Below are 20,613 nucleotides of genomic sequence, written 5' to 3' on the forward strand. Positions count from 1 at the left end.
CGGGCCGGGACCGGGAAAACGAGGGAATGCCGGATCGGGCTAATTACGAATCGGTAACGCACTATTGCCGGTAATATTTCACATTACTATGTTACGTGTCACTCTCGCTCTCCCCCCACAACGATGCGGAGTGACACATGTCCGTGAAGACCACGACGGCCCCCTGCCTCCTCGCGCTGGCGGTGCTGTTCGGCACGGCGGCCTGCGGCGGCGGGACACCCGCCGCCGAGCGGTCCGGAAACGGCTCCCGGCCCCCGGCGGGTGAGGCCGCCAGGGGCGGGACCCTCACGATCCTGTCCAACCAGGACTTCTCCCACCTCGACCCGACCCGCAACTGGACGATGCCGGAGATGGACTTCGGCCTGCGCTACCTCTACCGCTCCCTCGTCACCTACAAGGCCGAGCCGGGACCGGCCGGCCTGCAGATCGTCCCGGACCTCGCCACCACCGTCGGCGAGATGTCCGACGGCGGCAGGACCTGGACCTTCACCCTCAAGGAGGGCCTCAAGTACGAGGACGGCTCGCCGATCGTGGCCGCCGACGTCAAGTACAACGTGGAGCGGTCCTTCGCCCCCGAGCTGCCCGGCGGCCCCAACTACGCCCGCCTGGTCCTGGCCGGCGGCGAGAAGTACCGGGGCCCCTACCGGGACGGCTCGCTGAAGTCGATCGAGACGCCCGACGAGAAGACGATCGTCTTCCACCTCGACCGCCCCGTCGCCGAGTTCCCGTACTACGCCACCCTGCCGACCTTCGCGCCGGTGCCCCGGGCCAGGGACACCAAGGCGCAGTACGACAACCGCGTCTTCTCCTCAGGACCGTACAAGATCGACACCTACGACCGGGGCAGGCAGCTCGTGCTCAGCCGGAACGAGCACTGGGATCCCGCCACCGACCCGGTCCGCAAGGCGCTGCCGGACAGGGTCGTCGTCAAGCAGGGCCTGCGGCAGAGCGTGATCGTGGACCGGCTCATCGCCGACCAGGGCGAGGACCGGACCGCGGTCACCTACGCCGACGTCAACGGCGAGAGCTTCGCCAAGATCCTCACCAATCCCAAGGTCAGGGCGCGCTTCCACAACGAGATCCGGGGCTGCACCGACACCCTGGCCATGAACACCGCCAAGGCGCCCTTCGACAACCCGAAGTTCCGCCTGGCCCTGCAGTACGCGATCGACAAGGAGGCGTACCAGACCGTCAAGGGCGGCCCGGCCTCCGGCACGGTCGCCACCGCCTACCTGCCGCCGTCGCTCTCCGGCGGCGTCCCGCAGGACACCCTGAAGATCCCGCCGACCGGTGACGTGGCGAAGGCCAAGGCGCTGATCGCCGAGTCCGGCGTGGCGATGCCGGTGAAGGTCACGCTGTCCGCCTCCACCGGCGACAAGGGAGCCGCCACCGCGATCCAGGAGTCGCTCAAGCGCGTCGGCGTCGAGACCGAGATCAGCACCTTCGACCCGTCGGTCTACTACGACACCATCGGCGACACCGCCAGGTTCGACGGGCTGGCCCTGTACGGCTGGTGCCAGGACTACCCGTCCGGGTCCTCCTTCATCCCGATGCTCTTCGACGGCCGCACCATCACCGACAAGGGCAACAGCGGCAACGTGTCGCTGTTCCGGGACCGGGAGACCATGGACCGGATCGACGGGATCCGGGCCATGACCGACCTGAAGGCGGCCGACCGCGCCTGGGTGGACCTGGACGCCGCGATCATGCGGAAGACCCCGATGATCCCCCTGCTCTGGCTCCGCAAGCCGCTGCTCACCGGCTCCAAGGTCGGCGGCGCGTTCGGCCACCTGATCTGGTCCGGCCAGTTCGACTACGCCGCCCTCGGGGTCGGGAAGTGACCACCGCCGCGCCGCGGGAGGCCGCGGCGGCCGTCGCGGCCCCCGCCGTCCGGGGCCGCTCCCCCGGACGGATCGCCTACGAGCGGCTCCGCCGCGACCCTGCCGCGCTCCTCGGCCTCGCCATCGTGACGGTCTTCGTCGTGACGGCGCTGGCCGCCCCGCTGCTGGCCGGGCTCAACGGCTGGCGGCCCGAGACCTTCGACAAGAGCGCGATCGACCAGGCGCTCGGCGGGGTGCCGAAGGGCGACTTCGGCGGCATCGGCGCCGAGCACTGGCTCGGCGTCGAGCCGGGCAACGGCCGCGACGTCTTCAGCCGCATCGTGTACGGCGCGCGGGTGTCGTTGCTGATCGCGGTCGCCGCCACGGCCGTCACCGTGCTCACCGGCACCGCGGCCGGCCTGGTCGCGGGGTACTTCGGCGGCAGGATCGACACCGTGCTCAGCCGGATCATGGACCTGGTGATGTCCTTCCCGAGCCTGATCTTCATGCTGGCCCTGCTGTCCATCGCGCCGGGCACCGACCGCGTGCTGCTGCTCGTGCTGATCATGAGCATGTTCAGCTGGCCGTACGTCGGGCGCATCGTGCGCGGGCAGACGCTGAGCGTCCGGCACCGGGAGTTCGTGGACGCCGCGCGGGTCAACGGGGCGATGGGGCCGCACATCCTGCTGAGGGAGATCCTGCCCAACATCGCCGCGCCGATCCTCGTCTACACGACACTGGCGATCCCGGCCAACATCGGCACCGAGGCCGCGCTGTCCTTCCTCGGCGTCGGCGTGCGGCCCCCCACCCCCTCGTGGGGCCAGATGATCGACAACGGGCTGCTGTGGTACCAGGTCGCGCCGACGTACTTCATGATCCCCTGCGTCTGCCTGTTCCTGACCGTGCTGGCCTTCACCCTGCTGGGCGACGCGCTGCGCGACGCCCTCGACCCGAAGGGAGGCGGCCGATGACCCGCTACCTGCTGCGGCGGCTCGCCGCGGTGGCGGGCGTGCTGCTCGTCATCTGCGCGGTGACCTTCGCCGTCTTCTACGTGCTCCCCTCGGACCCGGCCGCCCACGCCTGCGGCAAGACCTGCACCCCCGAGCAGGTGGCGCTGGTGCGCACGCAGATGGGCCTGGACAGGCCGGTGTACGAGCAGTTCGGCGGCTACGTGACCGGCATCTTCACCGGCCGCACGCTGGGCGACGGCCCGGCCGCGCTGGAGTGCTCGGTCCCCTGTTTCGGCTACTCCTACCAGAACGCGCTGCCCGTCTGGGACCTGCTGACCGACCGCCTGCCGGTGAGCGTCTCGCTGGCCCTCGGCGCGGCCGTGCTCTGGCTGGCCGGCGGCCTGGCCGTCGGGCTGGTCGCCGCCCTGCGCCGGGGGACCACGCTCGACCGCTCGCTCATGGCGGCCACGCTGGCCTCCGCCTCGGCACCGGTCTACTTCACCGCGATGATGCTGCTGCTGGTCCTGGTCCAGCGACTCGAATGGCTGCCCTACCCCGACTACCGGCCGATCTCCGAGGGCCCGGCCGCCTGGGCGGGCAACCTGCTGCTGCCCTGGATGACGCTCGCCAGCCTGTACGCCGCCATGTACGCCCGGCTCACCCGGGCCTCGATGATCGAGACGATGGCGGAGCCGTACATCAGGACGGCCCGCGCCAAAGGCCTGTACGAGCGGACCGTCGTCACCAAGCACGGCCTGCGCTCGGCGCTCACCCCCATCGTGACGATCTTCGGCATGGACCTGGGCGGGCTGCTCGCCGGGGCCGTCATCACCGAGCACGTCTTCGGACTGCCCGGCGTCGGCCAGCTCACCTACGACGCGATCTTCAAGGCCGACCAGCCCGTCGTGCTCGGCGTCACCCTGCTGGCGGCGTTCTTCATCACCCTGGCCAACCTCGGCGTGGACCTCGTCTACGCGGTGATCGACCCCCGTGTGAGGTACGCGTGATCCTGCGAGTGAGAGACCTGCGGGTCGCGTTCCCCGCCGGGACCGCGGTGGACGGGATCGGCTTCGACCTGGACCGGGGCCGCACGCTCGGCGTCGTCGGCGAGTCCGGCTCCGGCAAGTCGGTGTCGTCGCTGGCGATCATGGGCCTGCACCGCGAGGCGGCCGTCTCCGGCTCGATCGTCTTCGACGGCGAGGAACTGGTGGGCGCGCCCGCCTCACGCCTCCGCGAACTGCGCGGCCGCAGGATGGCGATGGTCTTCCAGGATCCGCTGTCGTCGCTGCACCCCTTCTACACCGTCGGCGAGCAGATCGCCGAGGCGTACCGGCTGCACCTGCGCGCCTCGCGCCGGGTGGCGCGGGAACGCGCGGTGGAGATGCTGGCCGAGGTGGGCATCCCCGAGCCGAGGCGGCGCGCGGGCGAGCACCCCCACCGTTTCTCCGGCGGCATGCGGCAGCGCGTGATGATCGCGATGGCCCTGTCCTGCGAGCCGGACCTGCTCATCGCCGACGAGCCGACCACCGCCCTGGACGTGACCGTGCAGGCGCAGATCCTCGAACTGATCAAGAGGATCCAGCAGGACCGCGGCATCGCCGTCATGTTGATCACCCATGACCTGGGCGTCGTGGCGCGGGTCGCCGACGAGGTCCTGGTGATGTACGGCGGCCGCACCGTCGAGCACGCCCCGGTGCGGGAGATCTTCAGGGCTCCCCGTCACCCCTACACGCAGGGCCTGCTCGCCTCCGCCCCCCGCCTGACGGCCGGAAGCGCGGAAGGCTCACCGGATCCGGCCGCCGGGGGCGCGGCGGGCCCGGCCGCCGGGGGACGGCTGCGGGCCATCCCCGGCAGCCCGCCGTCGCTGCTCGCGCCGCCGCCCGGCTGCCGGTTCCACCCCCGCTGCGCCCGCTACGCCGCGACCCCCGAAGACGCCTGCGTCACCGAGGCGCCTGAGCTTCGCGAGTTCCGCGGGCCCCTTGAGATCCACGAGATCCGGGAGATCCATACGGGCCGCGCGCTCCGTCCGGCCGGCCCGGAAGGCGCTCCGGCTGGCCCGGTCCACCGTACGGCCTGCCACCTGACCGGAACCCTCGGAGGCCCACGATGACCGGAGCGCCGCCTACCCGCCCGGACGGCGCGCCGGGCACCGTACCCGACGCGGCGCCGGACGCCGGGCGCCGGTCCACGCCGTTGCTGTCCGTACGGGACCTGCGGATGACCTTCGGGAAGCGGAACGGGGTCAGGGCCGTGGACGGCGTCACCTTCGACGTGTGGCCGGGAGAGACCCTCGGCCTGGTCGGGGAGTCCGGCTGCGGCAAGTCCACCACCGGCCGGATGATCGTCCGGCTGCTGGAGCCCACCAGCGGCACCGTCGTCTTCGACGGCCGCGACATCACCCGGCTCGGCCCGCGCGACATGCGCCCGTTCCGCCGCGACATACAGATGATCTTTCAGGACCCGTTCGCGTCGCTGAACCCCCGCCAGACCGTCGAGCGGATCGTCTCCGGCCCGACGCGGCTGCTGGACCGGCGCGGTGTGATCGAGCTTCTGGAGATGGTCGGCCTGGGCGCGGAGCACGCCGACCGCTACCCGCACGAGTTCTCCGGCGGCCAGGCCCAGCGCATCGGCATCGCCCGCGCGTTGGCGTCCCGACCCAGGCTGATCGTCTGCGACGAACCGGTCTCAGCGCTGGACGTGTCGATCCAGGCGCAGATCGTCAACCTGCTCGCCGACCTTCAGCGGGAGTTGGACCTGGCGTACCTGTTCATCGCCCACGACCTGTCGGTGGTGCGGCACGTGTGCGACCGGGTCGCGGTGATGTATCTCGGCCGCGTCGTGGAGATCGGCTCCCGCGACGCCGTCTACACCGCCCCGGCACACCCCTACACCCGGGCCCTGCTGTCGGCCGTACCGGTCCCCGACCCCGAGGTGGAACTCGTCCGCGAGCGGATCGTCCTGCCGGGCGACCCTCCCAGCCCGGCCGACCCGCCCCCGGGCTGCTCCTTCAACCCGCGCTGCGCCATGGCCCGGGACGTCTGCCGGGCCGAGGCCCCTCCGCTCGAAATCCACGGACCGGGAGAGAGGGAGGTGGCTTGCCACTTCGCCGGCTGACGGCGTCGCTCGCCTCCGTGCGTCCGGCGAACCCGCCGGACGCACGGAACACGCGGGAGCTTCGGACCCGGAACGCGTGGAAGCTCCGGGTCCGGAACCGCGCGGAAGCCGAACGCGCGGAAGCCGAACGCGCGGAAGCCGAACGCGCGGAAGCCGAACGCGCGGAAGCCGAACGCGGTCGCGCGCTCCCGCCGGCCCGACGACCCGGCCGGTCCCCCGAGCCGGTCACCCGAGTCGCCCATCCGAGCCGGTCACCCGAGTCGCCCATCCGAGCCGGTCATCCGGGCCGTTCATCCGGGCCGGTCAGTAGACGACGGGCACGTCCACGGAGACGGACGTCGGGCCGGGCAGGGGCGTGCCGCCTCCGCCTCCGGGGCCCGCGGGGCCGGGGGTGATCGTCACCGTGGCGCGGACCGTGGACCCGGAGGCCACGGTCGTGGTGACGCCCTCGACGGTGAAGACGTTGTTCCAGATGCTCAGGGCCCGGTGCCCGGAGCCGAGGAAGAGGCCGCCGACGATCGCGCCGGAGACCTCCGCGCCGACGTCGCGGGGGTTGACCGGCGGCTCGGAGATGCCGAGGGCGCCGACGATCCCGTACACGCGTACCCGGTCGCCGGTGACGTCCGCGCACGCCTTGACGTTCAGGCCCTGGATCGGTCCCGAGGTGCTGCACGTGGTCGTCGTCGTGAGGGTCGCGGCCGACGCGGGGGCGGCCGTGGCGAGCCCCCCGGCCACGACCGTCCCCGCCGCCAGGAACGCGAGACCACGCTTGGCGATCTGGTTCATCGAATTCCTCCAATGGAACGGGGCCCGGCCCCGTGCCGGGCGCCCGTACAGAGAAGATGTCATATGTGAAATTGCACATAAAGATCTTCGAGCCGAAGAGCAGGAAAACCGCCTGGAACGGTCCCGTGACGCCGTGATGACGCGTCCTCGCACAACAGAACGGCGGCGCGGCGGAACGGCGGCCATGACCGAGTGACGGGCGAGGCGGACGGTCGAGGCGGACGGGCGGAGGCGGACGGGCGCGCGGGACGCGGCCGGTCGCGGAAGGCGCCGCGCGATCTGCGGTTTGGATCTCGCGTCGGCTGGAAGGGGCCTTTCGACCGGATCCACGACCGGAGGGAGACACGGGATGTTCGAGGGGTTCGCCGAGGAGCGGGTCGACACCGGCGAGGCGGAGCTGTTCGTCCGGCACGGCGGCTCCGGGCCGCCGCTGCTGCTCCTGCACGGCCACCCCCGCACCCACGCGACCTGGCATCGGGTCGCGCCGCTGCTCGCGGACGGCTTCACCGTGGTCTGCCCGGACCTGCGCGGCTACGGCCGCTCGTCGAAACCGCCGACCACTCCCGATCACGAGCCCTACTCCAAGCGGGCGATGGCCCGCGACTGCGTGGCGCTGATGCGCGCGCTCGGCCACGAGCGGTTCGCCGTCGCCGGCCACGACCGGGGCGCCTACGTGGCGCAGCGGGTGGCGATGGACCACCCGGACGCCGCCGCCCGCCTCGTCGTGATGGACGCGGTGCCGATCGGCGAGGCGCTCGACCGGGCCGACGCCCGGTTCGCCGCCGCGTGGTGGCACTGGTTCTTCCTCGGGCAGACCGACAAGCCCGCCGAACGGGTGATCAACGCCGATCCCGACGCCTGGTACCGGGCGACGCCGGAGCAGATGGGCGCCGAGGCGTACGAGGACTACCGGCGGGCGATCCACGACCCGGCCACCGTCCACGCGATGTGCGAGGACTACCGCGCGGGGCTCGGCGTCGACCGGGCCGCCGACGACGCCGACCGCCGGGCGGACCGAAAGATCACCTGCCCGGTCCTGTTCCTGTGGTCCGAGCGGGACGACATGGAGGACCTCTACGGTGACCCGCTGGCGATCTGGCGCGACTGGGCCGGCGACGTCCGCGGCGCCTCGATCGACTCCGGCCATCACATGGCCGAGGAGGCCCCGGCCGAGCTGGCCGCCGAGCTGCGCCGCTTCCTCGGCGCGCGGCCGGTCTGAGATCCGCCCCGGGCGGGTCACCGGTCCGGAGGTCTCGCCGTCCCGGGTCGGGCCACCGGCCGGGGGCGTCCCGCGCGCGTCACCGGCCGGCGGGGACGCTCCGGACGGGCGCCCGCCTCCTGGCCGATGGCGCCCGTGCCCGCAGGGATCGCCGTCAGGCCGGGAGCACCTCGCGCAGCCGGGCGGCGAACGCCTCGGCCTCGGCGCCGAAGCCCCCGTGGTCGCCGGGGAACACCTCGGGCCGCCCGCCCAGCCTCTCGGCCAGGGCGAGGGTCGCCCGGTACGGCGGCTCGCCCTCCGACGCCTCCCCCACCGCCGTCACCACCCGGACCCCGGACGTCCTGAGCGCGTCGAGGTCGGGGGTGTGGCCGGAGAACGGCGGCACCTCGTACCCGATGAAGAACTCCATGTTCGCCGCCGTGCGGGCCATGATCGCGGCGGTCTCGGGGTCCGGCTCCCCCTGCGGTGCGGCGGCGTCGCCCTGACCGGTGTCCCCGTCCCCGGCGTCTTCGCCGTGGTCGTCGCCGCCCATCCCCATCCCCATGGCGAAGACCCCCATCGCCTGCCCGGCGCCTCCCTCGCGGAAGGCGTCCGCCACGTCCCGCATGAGGGCACGCCAGTGGTCGCGGTCGGGCAGCAGCTCGAAGACGGGCGGCTCGTGGGCGACCATCGCGCGGACCCGCCCGGGGTGGCGGGCGGCCAGCTCCAGGCCGATCACCGCGCCGGAGCTGTTGCCGAAGACGCAGGCCGGCTCGTCCTCGGTGACGCCCACGGCCGTCAGCAGGCGGTTGGCGTCGTCGGCGTGGACGGCGATGCTCTGCGGCTCCGGCGGCCCGTCAAGGGGGCTGCGCGAGTTGCCGCGCCGATCGTAGGTGACCACCGTGTACCGGTCGGCGAGCCGGTCGGCCAGGCCCGCGTACCCGGCGGCGTCATAGACACCGCCGCAGATCAGCAGCAGGACGGGGCCGGAGCCGCGGACCTCGTAGTAGAGGTTCGCGCCCGGCACCGGCAGGCTGTCCGTCTTCACGTTCTTCATGTCGTCACTCCAAGGGTCATGTGTCGCTGCTCCGCCCGATCCGGCCGGTACACCCATGGGTCGGAGCCGGGGCCGCCCTCTTGACATGCCCGCAGGAGGAATCCGGAGAAATTTTCGGCCCTCCGTGCGGGCCCCGCGAGCGGCGGGTCAGTCGCGGCCCTGCCAGGTCGTCACGCACGCCTCGTTGCCCTCGACGTCGGCCAGGACCCAGAAGGCGGGCGCCCGGGAGTCGGACACCAGCACTCCCCCGGCGGCCAGTGCCGCCCGGATGCGGTGCGGCGCCTCGTCGTGGGGGACGGAGACGTCGAAGTGGATCCGGTTGCGCTGGGGCCGCGGAGCGTCCATCTGCTGGAACCAGATCGCCGGGCCCTGGCCCACCGGATCGACGAGCGGGTCCTCGGGGCCGGTTGCGCCGGCCTCGTCGGTGTAGCCCATGACGGCCTTCCAGAACGGGCGGACCGCGGCGATGTCGAGCGCGTCGATGGCGATCTCGAGGATCTGGTCCGATCGGGTTTCCCGGCCGGCGGCCTCCTGGCCGGTGGTCTCCGGGCCGGTGCGCAGGCCCAGCTCGCCCACGGCGGCGGAGATCCGGTGGGCGAGCTCGATCTCCCGCTGTGTCACCGTGGCCGTCGCGAGCGACTGGAGCGTGAGGACCACCCGGTCGCCGCGCACGTCCATCCAGAGGCTCCCGTCGGCCCGGTCACCGGCCGCGGCGGCGGCCCGGGCGGCGACGTCGGTCCCGCGCGCCAGCGACGGCACGGGCACCGACGTGCGGAGCGCGCCGAGGACGTAACGCCAGCCGGCGTCGCCGACGGCGTCGGAGATCTCCCGGCGGGTCGGCTTCCCGGGGCGGCCGGAGAGGTCATCGGCTCCGGAGGGATCACTGAGGGGATTCTCGGTCATCCCGCCATGATCGCACCTACCCGTGTCCACCGGCCGCCGACAGGCGCAGCGCCTCGGCGGCGACGGCGTGGCGCAGGTCGCGGATGCCCGCGCGGCCCCGCAGCGGGTGGACGTTGTTGGTCAGCAGTACGGCCGTCAGCGCCCGGCCGGGGTCCACCACCACCGACGTGCCGGTGAAACCGGAGTGGCCGTAGGCGTCGGCGAGCGGGCCGACGATGGCCGGGTCGCCGATCCGCACCCCGAGCCCGTGGCGGAAGGCCGCGCCGCGCACCCCCTGGTCGCGGGTCATCTCGGCGACCGACTCCGGCCGCAGGATCGGGGCGCCGCCGGTGCGCAGGGTCTCGGCGAACCGCAGCACGTCGTCGGCGGTGGCGAAGATCCCGGCGTGCCCGGCGACGCCGCCCAGGTCGTAGGCGGTCTCGTCGTGGACCTCGCCGCGCACGCACCCGGATCCGGGTCGCCCGGGCTGGTCCTCGGTGGCGGCGATCCGGTGGCGCAGTTCCGCCGCGGGCCGGTAGCCGGTGTCGGCCAGGCCGAGCGGGCCGGTGACCCGGGCCCGCAGCAGCTCGTCCAGGGGCGCTCCCCGGCGATCTCCGCCACCCGGCCCGCGGTGATCATGCCCACGTCGGAGTAGACGTAGCCGCCGCCGAGCGGGCCCGCGGGCGGCGTGGCCAGGACGTGCGCGAGATGCGCGAGGTGCGCGGCGCGGGAGCCGTCGCCGGCGCCGGCGGCCTCGTGGCCGGGGGCGCGGCTGGGCGGCAGTCCGGCGGTGTGGGTGAGCAGGTGTCGCATGGTGACGCCGGCGGGCGCGCCGGGCAGCCGGGCGGCGACCGGCTCGTCCAGGCCGAGCAGGCCGTCCTCGGCGAGCGACAGGATGACGGCCGTGGTGAAGAGCTTGGTGACGGACGCCAGGTCGAAGATCGAATCGCGGCGGGCGGGCGGCCGGTCGTCGGCGAGTTTCCCGGAGGCGTCGGCGTGGCGGACCAGTTCCCCGGCCGCCGCGGCCGCCACCACGTCGCCGCCGACGGCGATCACGGCGACCGCCGCCGAGCAGGCGTCCGGTACGGCCGCCGCCAGGATGCCGCCGAGCCGGTCAGGCATGCCGCACGTCCTCGGGGGCCCGCTCCCCCAGCGCCGCGCCGTCCGACCGGGCGTCCTCCAGCCGGTCACCGTGCGCGGCGAGCAGGTCCCGGGCCGCGTCGGCGCCGATCCCGTGCTCGATCACCAGCACCGCGACCTTGACGTTCCACTCCGCCTCCTCCAGCGCGGCGCGGGCCGCGGTGAGGTCTGCGCCGGTGAGGCCGGAGACCATGCGGGTGGCCCGGCCCTCCAGCTTGGAGTTCATCGCCGACACCTCGATCATGGTGTTCCCGTAGGTGCGGCCCAGCTTGACCATGGTGATGGTGGACACCATGTTCAGCACCAGCTTCTGCGCGGTCCCGGCCTTGAGACGGGTCGAGCCGGTCACCACCTCCGGGCCGACGACGACCTCGATCGGGTGCGCGGCGGCCGCGGACAGAGGGGTGTCGGCGTTGCAGGACAGGCCGACGGTCAGCGCGCCGCGGCGTTCCGCCTCGCCGAGCGCGCCGATCACGAACGGCGCCCGGCCGCTGGCGGAGACGCCCATCACCGAGTCGAGCGGGCCCACCTCCAGGCGGGTGATGGCGGCGACGCCGGCGGCGTCGTCGTCCTCGGCGCCCTCGACCGAACGGGTCAGCGCGGGCTCGCCGCCGGCGATGACGCCCTGCACAACCTCGGGGTCGGTGCCGAAGGTCGGCGGGCACTCGGAGGCGTCCAGCACGGCCAGCCGGCCGGAGGTCCCCGCGCCCACGTAGATCAGACGTCCGCCCCGCCGCATCCGGTCGGCGACGGCGTCGATGGCGGCCGAGATCGCCGGTACGGCGGTGGCCACGGCGGCGGGCACCGTGGCGTCGGCCGCGTTCATCAGCCGGGCCACCTGCTCGGTCGAGAGCCTGTCGATCTGGCCGTAGCGCGGATCGCTCTGCTCGGTGGACAGGTCGGCGAGTGGATCAATCATGACGCCCCATGTCGCTAATTTTCACCAGAGTCTTCTATTCTGCAAATTATCTTCTATGAATGGAGCGATGTCACTCGTGCGGACCGGAATCGAACGAGTTGTTCACGACCCCGACCTCCTCGGCGGTGGGCGGATCGGCCTCGTCACCAACCCCACCGGGGTGCTGCCCGACCTCACCCCGGGCGTGACCGCCCTGCTGTCGGCGGGCGTGCCGGTGACCGCGCTGTTCAGCCCGGAGCACGGGGTGCGCGGCGCCGCCCAGGACGGTCACGGCGAGGCGGCGGGCACCGACCCGGCCACCGGCCTGCCGGTCCTCGACACCTACGGCGCCGGGAGCGCGGCCCTGGACGAGCTGGTGGAGGCGGCGAAGGTCGACACCCTCGTCTTCGACATCGCCGACATCGGGACGCGGTTCTACACCTACGTCTGGACGATGTACGACCTCATGGCCTCCGCCGCGCGGCTCGGGGTGCGCTTCGCCGTACTGGACCGGCCCAACCCGCTCGGCGGGACCGTCGCGGAGGGGCCGCTCCTCGACCCCGCCTTCGCCAGCTTCGTGGGACGCGCGGCGATCCCGCTGCGGCACGGGCTGACCGCGGGCGAGCTGGCGCGGCACGTCAACCGCTCCATCGGCGCGGACCTGCTGGTCGTCGCGGCCGAGGGGTGGCGGCGCGACATGCCGCACGCGGCCACCGGCCTGCCCTGGGTGATGCCCTCGGCGAACATGCCGACCCCGGACACCGCGCTGGTCTATCCCGGCACCGGCCTGTTCGAGGGCACGAACCTGTCGGAGGGCCGCGGCACGACCCGCCCCTTCGAGCTGATCGGCGCGCCCTACCTCGACGAGCGGTTCGCCGCCGGGCTGAACGCCCTGGACCTGCCGGGGGTACGGTTCCGCGACGCGTGGTTCACCCCGGCCTTCCGCAAGCACGCGGGTGTGGCCGTGCGGGGCGTGCAGCTCCACGTGCACGACGCCGGGGCGTTCCGGCCGGTGCTGACGGGGGTCGCGATGCTGCACCTGGCGCGCTCGCTGCACCCGGAGGAGTTCGCCTGGCGGCGCGGTGACGCCGGGCCGGGCGAGGAGACCGGGCAGGGCGAGGGAACCGGGCAGGGCGAGGGGAACGCCGGACCGGCCGGGGAGAACGCCCGGCCGTACTTCGCCGACCTGCTGTGGGGGTCGGACTCGCTGCGCCGCGTCCTGGACGCCGGGGACGACCCGCGCGGGCTGTGCCCGCCGCCGTGCCACCCGGAGGTCTGGACGGGCGGCGACCCGCTCCTCTACCGCTGATCCCGCGGGTCCGCGGGTCACCGGCCCGCGGACCGCGGATTCCGCGAACCGGCGGGGCACCGGCCCATCCGGCCCGTGACCCGCCGGCCCATGACCCCCCGGCCCGTCGCCCTCACCGGCCCGGACCGGCGCCCCTCGGCGTTCCGGTCTGCGGGCCGCCGGTGTTCGGGCCGTTGACATCCGGCCGTCACCGCAGGGTGCGGCGGTAGAGCCAGAAGACCCGCTCGGCTCGCGCGCCCGCCGCCCGGGAGTAGAACCCCAGCGGTCCCACCCAGCCGATCTGCGCGCTCTCCTGGCCCGCCGCCCGCTGCTCCGCCAGGCAGCGGCGCAGCAGCACCCGGCCGACGCCCAGCCCGCGCGCGGCCGGGGCGGTGCCCATCGGGCCGAACCAGGCGGGCCTGGCGCCCCAGGCGGCGAAGCCGATGATCTCCGAGCCGCGCACGGCGTAGTGGCAGCCGCCGGCGTGCTCGGCCTCCCAGGCCCAGTTGTCGTTCCAGTGCTCGCGGACGAAGGCGAGCAGCGCGTCGCGGTCACCGGGGCCGGCCGTGCGGACCTCGCGGAGCTCGACGCCCGACTCCGCCAGCCGGGCGGCGTCGGCGTCGGTGGACAGGTCGGCGTCGGCGGCCAGGCCGGCGGTCATGTTCCAGGCGACGTCGTAGCGCTCGTAGCCCATCCTCTCGGCGAGGGCCGCCGCCGGGGTGTAGCGCACGTCGATCCCGGGCCAGGCGTAGCAGGGCGGGTTGCCCGCGAAGCGGGCCTCGGCCGCCCCCTGCCCGCGCAGCCACTCCTCGGCCGCGGCGACCAGCGCGCGGCCCCGCCCGGCGCCCCGCGCGCGGGGGTGCACGGCCAGCAGGTCGATGTGCCCGGCCGACGGGTCGCGTCCGGAGACGGAGGCGAAGACGACGCCGGTGAGGTCACCGGTGACCAGTGCGGTCCAGCGGCGTTCCGCCGGCGGCGCCGACAGGCTCGCCACCAGGTCCGGGGCCTCGGCCGCGTCCAGGGTGAGCGCGGCCGCGGCCAGCTCGCCGAGCGCCGCCGCGTCGTCCGGGCCGGCCTCGCGGATACCGGCCCCGGGGACTCCCCGGGGCTCGCCCGGAACCCCGGGGGCGCCCGCCGGGTTCCCGGCCGCGGACGCGCCGGATGTGCCGGGCGCGGCGAACGTGCCGTCACCTCCCACGGGACTCACCATCGCCCTCACCCTCGCTCGATCGGTGTGGCCACGACGTCGCGGCGCCGAGGGTGGAAGCAGGCGTGCTCCTGTGGGAACTCCTCGTCCCGGCCCAGCACCGGCGGCTCGCTCTCGCAGCGGTCGGTGCGGAACGGGCAGCGCCGGGCGAACAGGCAGCCCGCGTCGTGGTGGCTCTCGTCCAGCGCCTCGGTCGGCACCACCGGCTGCTCGCCCGGCCGCTCCAGGCCGTGCAGCACCGGGATCGCCGACAACAGCGACTGGGTGTAGGGGTGGACGGGCGCGGAGATGATCGTGTCCACGTTCCCCCGCTCGATGACCTGCCCGCGGTAGATGACGTAGAGCTCGCCGTCGTCGCCGATGTAGCGGGCGGTCGCCACGTCGTGGGTGATGAACAGCACGCTCACGCCGAGCCGCTCGCGCAGGTCCTTCAGCAGCGCGAGGATGCCCAGCCGGAGCGAGACGTCGATCATGGAGACGGCCTCGTCGGCGACGAGCATCTCCGGGTCCACGGTCAGCGCGCGGGCGATGACCACGCGCTGGCGCATGCCGCCGGACAGCTGGTGCGGGTAGCGCGGCAGCACGTAGCCCGGGTCCAGCCCGACCAGCGCCAGCAGCTCCTCGGCGCGCTCGTCGACCCACGAGCGGGGCCGTCCGGTCTGCCCGGCGCGCAGCGACAGCGGCGCGTCCAGCGTCTGGTGGATGGTGCGGGTCGGGTTGAGCGCCGAGTACGGGTCCTGGTGGATCATCTGGATCCGCCGGAAGTACGGCTGGCGCTTCCGGGGCCGCAGCGACGACATCGGGGTGCCGTCGATGGTGATCTCGCCGGAGTCGTAGGTCTCCAGCCCGGCGATGATGCGGCCCAGCGTCGTCTTGCCGCAGCCGGACTCGCCGATGAACGACACCGCCCCGCCCTTGGGGATGGTGAAGTCGACGCCGCGCAGCGCCCTCACCTCGCGGCCGGCGAGCACGCCGCCGCGCTGTTTGAAGGTCTTGGTGATGTTCTGCCCGGTGATCACGGCTGTTCCCCCCGCGTTCCCTGTACCCCGGCCGGCTCCCCGGCCCCTGCGGCCCCCGCGGTTCCCACGGCCCCCGCGGACTCCGGCGCGTCCGCGGTCTCCGCCGGATGCGCGGCGTCCGGTACGGCGTCCTGTGCGGCGTCCGCCCCGGCCGTGGCCGTACCCGCCGTGTCCGCGCCCGTGTCCGCGGCGGCGACCGCGTGGCAGGCCGTGATCGACGGGCCCCGGACGACGACCGGCGGCTCCTCGGTCTCGCAGACGTCCATGCGCAGCGCGCAGCGCTCCCGGAAGACGCAGCCCCGCGCCGGGACGGTGCCCAGCGTCGGCGGGCGGCCGGGCAGGGCCCGCGCCTCGTCGATGTCGCCGAGCAGGCGCGGGATGGCCCGGATGAGTCCCTGGGTGTAGGGGTGGCGGGGCGCGCTCAGCACGTCCATGGTGGGGCCCTGCTCGACGAGCCGCCCGCCGTACATGACGGCCAGCCGGTCGGCGACCTCGGCGACCACGCCGAGGTCGTGGGTGATGACGAGGGTGGTCAGGCCGCGCTCGGCGTGGACCTCGCGGACGATCCGCAGGATGTTCGCCTGCGTGATCATGTCGAGCGCGGTCGTCGGCTCGTCCAGCACCACCAGGTGGGCGTTGAGCACCAGCGCGAGCATGATGCCGACCCGCTGGCGCATGCCGCCCGACAGCTCGTGCTGGTGGGAGTCGAGGACGCGGGCGCCGTCCAGGCCCATCCGGCCCAGCAGGTCCTTGGCGTCCCGGACCAGGCCGCGCAGGTCCTCGATCTCGTGCGAGCGGCCCAGGTCGAGGAGCTGCTTGCCGACGGTCTTGAGCGGGTTGAGGGAGTTCTGGGCGGCCTGGAAGACGTAGCCGATGTGCCGGCCGCGCGCCTTGCGCAGGTCCTCGCCGCGCAGCTTCACCACGTCGCCGAGGCCGTCGATCTCCACGCTGCCGGCGCTGATCCTGCCCGGCGGCTGGACCGCGTTGAGCAGCGACAGCGCCAGCGTGGACTTGCCGGAGCCGGACTCGCCGACCACGCCGGTGATGGTGCCGGCGGGCAACTCCAGGTCGATGCCGCGGACCGCGGGCAGCTCCCCGGCGGGCGTCCGGTAGACGACGGTCAGTCCGTCGACGCGCACCCCGGGGGCCTTCATCGCGCTCGCCACATTCGCCGTATTTCCAGCTTTCCCCGCGTTCCCGGTTCTCCCGGCGTTCCCCGCGTTCCTCGCGGCGGTGTTCTCGGTGGTGGGCACCCGGTCACTCCTCACGCAGGCGGGGGTTGAAGATCTCGTCCATCGCGTCGACGACGAGCACGATGCCCAGGGTGAGCAGCAGGATCGCCAGCAGCGGCGCCATGAGGTACGGCAGCGCGGCCGGCGACGACATCGCCCCTCCCCCGAACACCGCGAGGTTGAGCATCACGCCCCAGTTGTTGGCGTCGAACGGCAGCACGCCCAGGAAGAACAGGCCGACCTGGGCGTACACCGCGCCCGTGACGGAGATGAGCATGTTCATCGCGATGAAGGGGGCCATGCTGGGCAGCAACTCGCGGCCGATGATGTGCGTGGTGGACAGCCCGAGGCCGCGGGCGGCCTCGATGAAGCCGCGCTCGCGCAGCGACAGGGTCTGCGAACGCACCGCCCGCGCCACGCCGCCCCAGCCGAGCAGGCCGAGCACCAGGCCCATCTCGAGGGCGCTGGTGAACTTCCACACCGTGGACAGCACCAGCAGCAGCGGCAGGCCGGGGATGGTGAGCTTCATGTCGGTGATACGCATGAGCACGGTGTCCCAGCGGCCGCGCCGGAACCCGGCGAACAGCCCGATCGCCGCGCCAAGCACCACCGTGATGACGGCGGTGACCAGGGCGGTCAGCAGGACGTAGCGCGACCCGGTGATGAGCAGCGCGAGCACGTCGGTGCCCTCGAAGTCGGTGCCGAAGGGGTGCTCCCAGCTCGGCGGCGCGTACAGCGCGGCGGTGTCGCGGGGCAGGTGGTCGGGGTAGAACATCGGCCCGAACACGCCCATGAGGGCGAACCCGGCCACGATGACCGCGCCGAGCATGCGGCTGGGCTTGCGCCGCAGCACCCGCCAGACGCCGCGCCAGAAGTTGCGGCGCAGGGCCGCGCGTCCGGTGCCCGGACCGGCGCCGCCCGCGGCGCCGCCAGCCGCCGTGATGGTCTGCGCTGTCATGGGGCCCCCTCGCCGCCGCGCACCCGCGGGTCGATGACGGTGTAGAACAGGTCGGCCACGATGTTCGCGACGATGATCGCCCCGGTGATCAGCAGGAACGCCCCGCCCATCAGGGCGTAGTCACGGTTGGTGATGCTGTCGATGAGCATCAGCCCCAGGCCGGGATAGTTGAAGATCCGCTCGATGAAGATCGCGCCACCGAACAACATGCCCAGCGACAGGGCCAGGATCGTGAACAGCGGCAGGATCGCGTTGCGGGCGATGTAGCGGAAGACGATGCCGCGCTTCATGCCGCGCAGTTCGGCGGCGAGGATGAAATCGTCGCCGAGTACGGTGACCACGCTCGACTTCATCGCCAGGATCCAGCCGCCGTAGGAGGCCAGCGCGTAGGTCAGCACCGGCAGCGTGGCGTACTGGATCAGCGAGCCGATGTAGCCGGCGTTGAGGCCCGGCTCGTACATGATGTCGGCGGTGCCGCCCGCCGGCAGGATCGGGATCAGCGTGGTGAAGATCGCCATCAGCAGCAACGCGAGCACGTACTGCGGGACGCCGTGCAGCAGCGACCCGGAGATCGCCAGGGCGTCGCCGAGCTTGCCGGAGCGGCGGACCGCGGCGTAGACGCCGAGGACGACGCCGACCAGGAAGCTCAGCAGCGTGCCGGCCAGCACGGGCAGGATCGTCCACTTCGCCGCGGAGAACAGCACGGTGGACACGCCCACGCCCGGGACGGTGAGCGACTGGCCCAGGTCGAGGCGGAACAGGCCGGCCATATAGTCCACGTACTGCTGCCACAGGCCGCCCGACGGGGCGAAGCCGTAGAGGACCTCGACGGCCCGCTGCGCGGCCTCGGGGGACATGCCCTGCTCGACCAGCTTCTCGTACTTGGCGGCCATGGGGTCGCCGGGGACGCTGCGGATGACGAAGAAGCTGACCGTGGTGACGATCAGGATCATGACGAGCCCGCGGGCCAGGTGACCCGCGAGCCGTCGGATGAGCACCGTCATGCGTTACTGCTTCTTCTTGACCATGCCGAGCTGGATCCACACGCCGGCGGGCTGGCGGAGCAGGTCACTCTCGTTCTCCGGGAAGCCGGTGAAACGGTTGGTGTTGACGAACTGGGTGTTGACGTAGTCCCAGAGCTGGACCACCGGCAGGTCCTGGTTGGCCGCCTTGGCGAGCTTGCCGACGATGACCTTCTGCTCGTCACCGGAGACCGAGTTCAGCTGGGCGGTCAGCTCACCGGGATTGATCTTCTCGCCGTCGACCTCGATGGTCTCCGGGCCGCCCATCCAGTTGCCGCTCTTGCCGGCTTCGGCGTGCTTGACCTTGCCACTGAGGATCGACCAGCCGTTGGAGGGACCGTAGAGGCGCTGGAAGATGTTGTACGGCGCGGGCCCGAGGGCGATCAGCCAGAACCCGACGTCGTACTTGCCGGCCGCGAGCTCCTCCAGGTAGATCGGGTAGTCGGCAACGCTCAGGACCTCGGCGTCGATGCCGGCCGCGTTGAGCTGGCTGGTGATCGCCTTGGCGCCGGAGACCCAGTCGGAGAACGGCGCCGGGACGTTGATGGTGAACTTCCACGGCTTGCCGTCGGGCAGCGTCCACTTGCCGCCCTCCTTCTTGAGGCCGGCCTCCTTGAACTCCTCCTCCGCCTTGGCCACGTCCAGCTTGTAGGGCTCCAGCTTGCCGAGCTCGTCGCCGAGCCAGTCGGCGGCGGGCTTCTGGTGGATGCCGGTGGTGGTGACGGCCGGGGTACCGCCCTCGGGAGAGGCGATCTTGGTGATCTCGTCGCGGTTGATCAGGTAGGCCAGGCCGCGCCGCACGTGGACGTTGTCGTAGGGCTTCTTGGACTGGTTGAACGCCAGGCCCAGCGCCACCGGGGAGAAGCCCTTGACGACGCCGTTGCCGGGCGTGGCGGAGATGCGCTTCATCACGTCGGTGGGCACCGCGGTGAACGGCGCGCTGTCGAGCTTGCCGGCGATGAGGTAGTTCCAGATCTGCTCGTTGCCGGTGTAGTTGAGCAGCTTGACCTGGTCGGGGCCGACGTTCGCGGCGTTGTAGAAGTTCTTGTTCTTGACCAGCAGCGCCTCGCCGGGGTTCATCCGCTCCAGCGTGTAGGGGCCGGCGGAGACGTCCTTGGGCGGGGCGAAGGCGAGGACCTTCTCCGCCAGCGCGGTGATCTCCTCGCGGGCCTTGTCGGCGTCGGCGCCCTCGCCGCGGGCGGCCTTGAGCTTGTCCCAGAAGTCGGCGGGCAGCACGCTCTCCCAGACGTGCTTGGGCACGACCGCACTGTCCATGACGCCGCGCACGAACGTGACGCTGGGGTTCTTCATGTCCTGGGTGATCTTGACGGTCTTGTCGTCGACCACCTCGACCTCGGAGGCCGCGCCGGCCGCGCCCGGGGTGATGGCGAAGGCGGTGCTGCCCTGGGTGTAGGCGAGGGCGATGGAGAACTTGACGTCCTCGGCGGTGACCGGCTTGCCGTCGGACCACTTGTTGTTCGGCTGCAGGTGCAGGGTGATCGAGGAGTTGTCCGGTGCGATCTCCCAGCTCGCCGCGATGCCCGGGTAGAACTGGTTCGGGTCGGTCAGGTGGTTCTTCGTCCAGGCGAGCTTCATGACGTTGTAGCCGGCGAACGCGTTGCCCTTGGGGCTCCACGGGTTGAACGGGCCGTTGACGTCGAGGCCGGGCTTGTTGCCGTCGATCGTGGTGTAGAGGCCACCACCCCCGCCGGCGCCGCCCGCGGCGGGCTTGTCTCCGGTGTTGCCGCTGCACGCCGTGACGGCGGCGAGGCCGAGCAGTGCCGCTACGGCCGCTAGTCGCTTCATGAACCACTCCGTTGGGGCTTACGTGGCCGGGATAGCCGGGGTTGACCGGACCCTATGGTCGCCCCGCGAGGGGCGTCAATAATCTCCAGGTGTTGTGAGAATCCTGTAACTTTCCTTCATCGCCCATCGGGGGCCCTGGAGAGCCTCTCCCTGACACGGCACGCCCGCGCCGGCCGCGCGGGGGACGTCCAGGGAGGCTACCCGCCAATGGGTCAGGAAGCGGCAAAGAGCCCGTC

17 protein-coding genes and 1 pseudogene are annotated in these 20,613 nt (G+C 72.7%); 7 read left to right on the plus strand and 11 right to left on the minus strand.

The genetic code is table 11. From position 1 onward, the window contains the following. Positions 1-137: 137 nt before the first annotated feature. Genes ACQP10_RS22910 through ACQP10_RS22930 form a run of 5 tightly spaced genes read left to right on the plus strand, consistent with a single transcriptional unit; the run spans position 138 to position 5,884 of the window. Positions 138-1,841, plus strand: a complete 1,704-nt coding sequence (locus tag ACQP10_RS22910) for an ABC transporter substrate-binding protein (RefSeq protein ID WP_433539686.1) — start codon at positions 138-140, stop codon at positions 1,839-1,841. Further along, a complete protein-coding gene (locus tag ACQP10_RS22915) occupies positions 1,838-2,791 on the plus strand; it encodes an ABC transporter permease (protein ID WP_433539687.1) in 954 nt (317 codons plus the stop codon). The genes ACQP10_RS22910 and ACQP10_RS22915 overlap by 4 nt, the downstream gene beginning before the upstream one ends. Beyond that, on the plus strand, positions 2,788-3,777 hold the full coding sequence (locus tag ACQP10_RS22920; protein WP_433539688.1) for an ABC transporter permease: 990 nt from the start codon (positions 2,788-2,790) through the stop codon (positions 3,775-3,777). The genes ACQP10_RS22915 and ACQP10_RS22920 overlap by 4 nt, the downstream gene beginning before the upstream one ends. Next, entirely contained in the window at positions 3,774-4,880 is a 1,107-nt protein-coding gene (locus ACQP10_RS22925; protein WP_433539689.1) for an ABC transporter ATP-binding protein, read from the plus strand. The genes ACQP10_RS22920 and ACQP10_RS22925 overlap by 4 nt, the downstream gene beginning before the upstream one ends. Continuing rightward, entirely contained in the window at positions 4,877-5,884 is a 1,008-nt protein-coding gene (locus ACQP10_RS22930; protein WP_433539690.1) for an ABC transporter ATP-binding protein, read from the plus strand. Before ACQP10_RS22925 ends, ACQP10_RS22930 begins: the two co-directional genes overlap by 4 nt. A 303-nt stretch (positions 5,885-6,187) precedes the next feature. On the opposite strand, the gene ACQP10_RS22935 is transcribed toward ACQP10_RS22930, so the two are convergent. Further along, positions 6,188-6,670: a hypothetical protein gene (locus tag ACQP10_RS22935; RefSeq protein WP_179828295.1), complete on the minus strand. Its 483-nt coding sequence runs from the start codon at positions 6,668-6,670 to the stop codon at positions 6,188-6,190. 349 nt (positions 6,671-7,019) lie between these two features. Here ACQP10_RS22935 and ACQP10_RS22940 point away from each other — a divergent pair, with 349 nt between their 5' ends. Then, entirely contained in the window at positions 7,020-7,889 is an 870-nt protein-coding gene (locus tag ACQP10_RS22940; protein WP_389999099.1) for an alpha/beta fold hydrolase, read from the plus strand. A gap of 154 nt (positions 7,890-8,043) precedes the next feature. On the opposite strand, the gene ACQP10_RS22945 is transcribed toward ACQP10_RS22940, so the two are convergent. The 4 genes and pseudogenes from ACQP10_RS22945 to murQ form a co-directional block, all read right to left on the minus strand. Beyond that, entirely contained in the window at positions 8,044-8,925 is an 882-nt protein-coding gene (locus ACQP10_RS22945; protein WP_389999102.1) for an alpha/beta fold hydrolase, read from the minus strand. A gap of 147 nt (positions 8,926-9,072) precedes the next feature. Next, positions 9,073-9,828 (minus strand): VOC family protein, encoded by a 756-nt coding sequence (locus ACQP10_RS22950; protein WP_346022406.1) that lies wholly within the window; start codon positions 9,826-9,828, stop codon positions 9,073-9,075. Between the two features lie 16 nt (positions 9,829-9,844). Beyond that, a pseudogene (locus ACQP10_RS22955) lies at positions 9,845-10,929 on the minus strand (serine hydrolase domain-containing protein). Further along, on the minus strand, positions 10,922-11,866 hold the full coding sequence (gene murQ, locus ACQP10_RS22960) for an N-acetylmuramic acid 6-phosphate etherase (protein WP_346022408.1): 945 nt from the start codon (positions 11,864-11,866) through the stop codon (positions 10,922-10,924). Before murQ ends, ACQP10_RS22955 begins: the two are co-directional and overlap by 8 nt. A gap of 67 nt (positions 11,867-11,933) precedes the next feature. On the opposite strand from murQ, the gene ACQP10_RS22965 reads away from it, so the two are divergent. Then, positions 11,934-13,154, plus strand: coding sequence for an exo-beta-N-acetylmuramidase NamZ family protein (locus ACQP10_RS22965; protein ID WP_389999112.1), 1,221 nt, complete (start codon positions 11,934-11,936; stop codon positions 13,152-13,154). A 187-nt stretch (positions 13,155-13,341) separates the two neighbouring features. Here ACQP10_RS22965 and ACQP10_RS22970 read toward each other — a convergent pair whose 3' ends face one another. From ACQP10_RS22970 to ACQP10_RS22995, 6 genes are all read right to left on the minus strand, one after another. Further along, positions 13,342-14,343 carry a GNAT family N-acetyltransferase gene (locus tag ACQP10_RS22970; RefSeq protein WP_433539691.1) on the minus strand — a complete coding sequence of 334 codons (1,002 nt, stop codon included), beginning with the start codon at positions 14,341-14,343 and terminating at the stop codon, positions 13,342-13,344. 5 nt (positions 14,344-14,348) lie between these two features. Then, entirely contained in the window at positions 14,349-15,359 is a 1,011-nt protein-coding gene (locus ACQP10_RS22975; protein WP_346022411.1) for an ABC transporter ATP-binding protein, read from the minus strand. Further along, the gene (locus tag ACQP10_RS22980) at positions 15,356-16,513 is read right to left on the minus strand and encodes an ABC transporter ATP-binding protein (protein ID WP_433539692.1); all 1,158 of its coding nucleotides are present in this window, start codon (positions 16,511-16,513) and stop codon (positions 15,356-15,358) included. Before ACQP10_RS22980 ends, ACQP10_RS22975 begins: the two co-directional genes overlap by 4 nt. A gap of 103 nt (positions 16,514-16,616) precedes the next feature. Next, positions 16,617-17,549 carry an ABC transporter permease gene (locus ACQP10_RS22985; RefSeq protein WP_246424771.1) on the minus strand — a complete coding sequence of 311 codons (933 nt, stop codon included), beginning with the start codon at positions 17,547-17,549 and terminating at the stop codon, positions 16,617-16,619. Next, complete coding sequence (locus ACQP10_RS22990; RefSeq protein ID WP_346022413.1) at positions 17,546-18,553, minus strand: ABC transporter permease; 1,008 nt, start codon at positions 18,551-18,553, stop codon at positions 17,546-17,548. Before ACQP10_RS22990 ends, ACQP10_RS22985 begins: the two co-directional genes overlap by 4 nt. 3 nt (positions 18,554-18,556) lie before the next feature. Then, positions 18,557-20,377 (minus strand): ABC transporter substrate-binding protein, encoded by a 1,821-nt coding sequence (locus tag ACQP10_RS22995; protein WP_346022414.1) that lies wholly within the window; start codon positions 20,375-20,377, stop codon positions 18,557-18,559. Positions 20,378-20,613 lie beyond the last annotated feature (236 nt).

This window comes from Streptosporangium sandarakinum (genome assembly GCF_050942225.1).
In the GTDB taxonomy this organism is placed as follows: domain Bacteria; phylum Actinomycetota; class Actinomycetes; order Streptosporangiales; family Streptosporangiaceae; genus Streptosporangium; species Streptosporangium nondiastaticum.

Bases quoted from the DNA above. Each gene is read 5' to 3' on its own strand.
- ACQP10_RS22910 (WP_433539686.1), top strand. From the start codon at position 138: ATGTCCGTGAAGACCACGACGGCCCCCTGCCTCCTCGCGCTGGCGGTG.
- ACQP10_RS22920 (WP_433539688.1), top strand. From the start codon at position 2,788: ATGACCCGCTACCTGCTGCGGCGGCTCGCCGCGGTGGCGGGCGTGCTG.
- ACQP10_RS22930 (WP_433539690.1), top strand. From the start codon at position 4,877: ATGACCGGAGCGCCGCCTACCCGCCCGGACGGCGCGCCGGGCACCGTA.
- ACQP10_RS22935 (WP_179828295.1), bottom strand. From the start codon at position 6,670: ATGAACCAGATCGCCAAGCGTGGTCTCGCGTTCCTGGCGGCGGGGACG.
- ACQP10_RS22940 (WP_389999099.1), top strand. From the start codon at position 7,020: ATGTTCGAGGGGTTCGCCGAGGAGCGGGTCGACACCGGCGAGGCGGAG.
- ACQP10_RS22945 (WP_389999102.1), bottom strand. From the start codon at position 8,925: ATGAAGAACGTGAAGACGGACAGCCTGCCGGTGCCGGGCGCGAACCTC.
- ACQP10_RS22950 (WP_346022406.1), bottom strand. From the start codon at position 9,828: ATGACCGAGAATCCCCTCAGTGATCCCTCCGGAGCCGATGACCTCTCC.
- murQ (WP_346022408.1), bottom strand. From the start codon at position 11,866: ATGATTGATCCACTCGCCGACCTGTCCACCGAGCAGAGCGATCCGCGC.
- ACQP10_RS22965 (WP_389999112.1), top strand. From the start codon at position 11,934: ATGTCACTCGTGCGGACCGGAATCGAACGAGTTGTTCACGACCCCGAC.
- ACQP10_RS22970 (WP_433539691.1), bottom strand. From the start codon at position 14,343: ATGGTGAGTCCCGTGGGAGGTGACGGCACGTTCGCCGCGCCCGGCACA.
- ACQP10_RS22980 (WP_433539692.1), bottom strand. From the start codon at position 16,513: ATGAAGGCCCCCGGGGTGCGCGTCGACGGACTGACCGTCGTCTACCGG.
- ACQP10_RS22985 (WP_246424771.1), bottom strand. From the start codon at position 17,549: ATGACAGCGCAGACCATCACGGCGGCTGGCGGCGCCGCGGGCGGCGCC.
- ACQP10_RS22990 (WP_346022413.1), bottom strand. From the start codon at position 18,553: ATGACGGTGCTCATCCGACGGCTCGCGGGTCACCTGGCCCGCGGGCTC.
- ACQP10_RS22995 (WP_346022414.1), bottom strand. From the start codon at position 20,377: ATGAAGCGACTAGCGGCCGTAGCGGCACTGCTCGGCCTCGCCGCCGTC.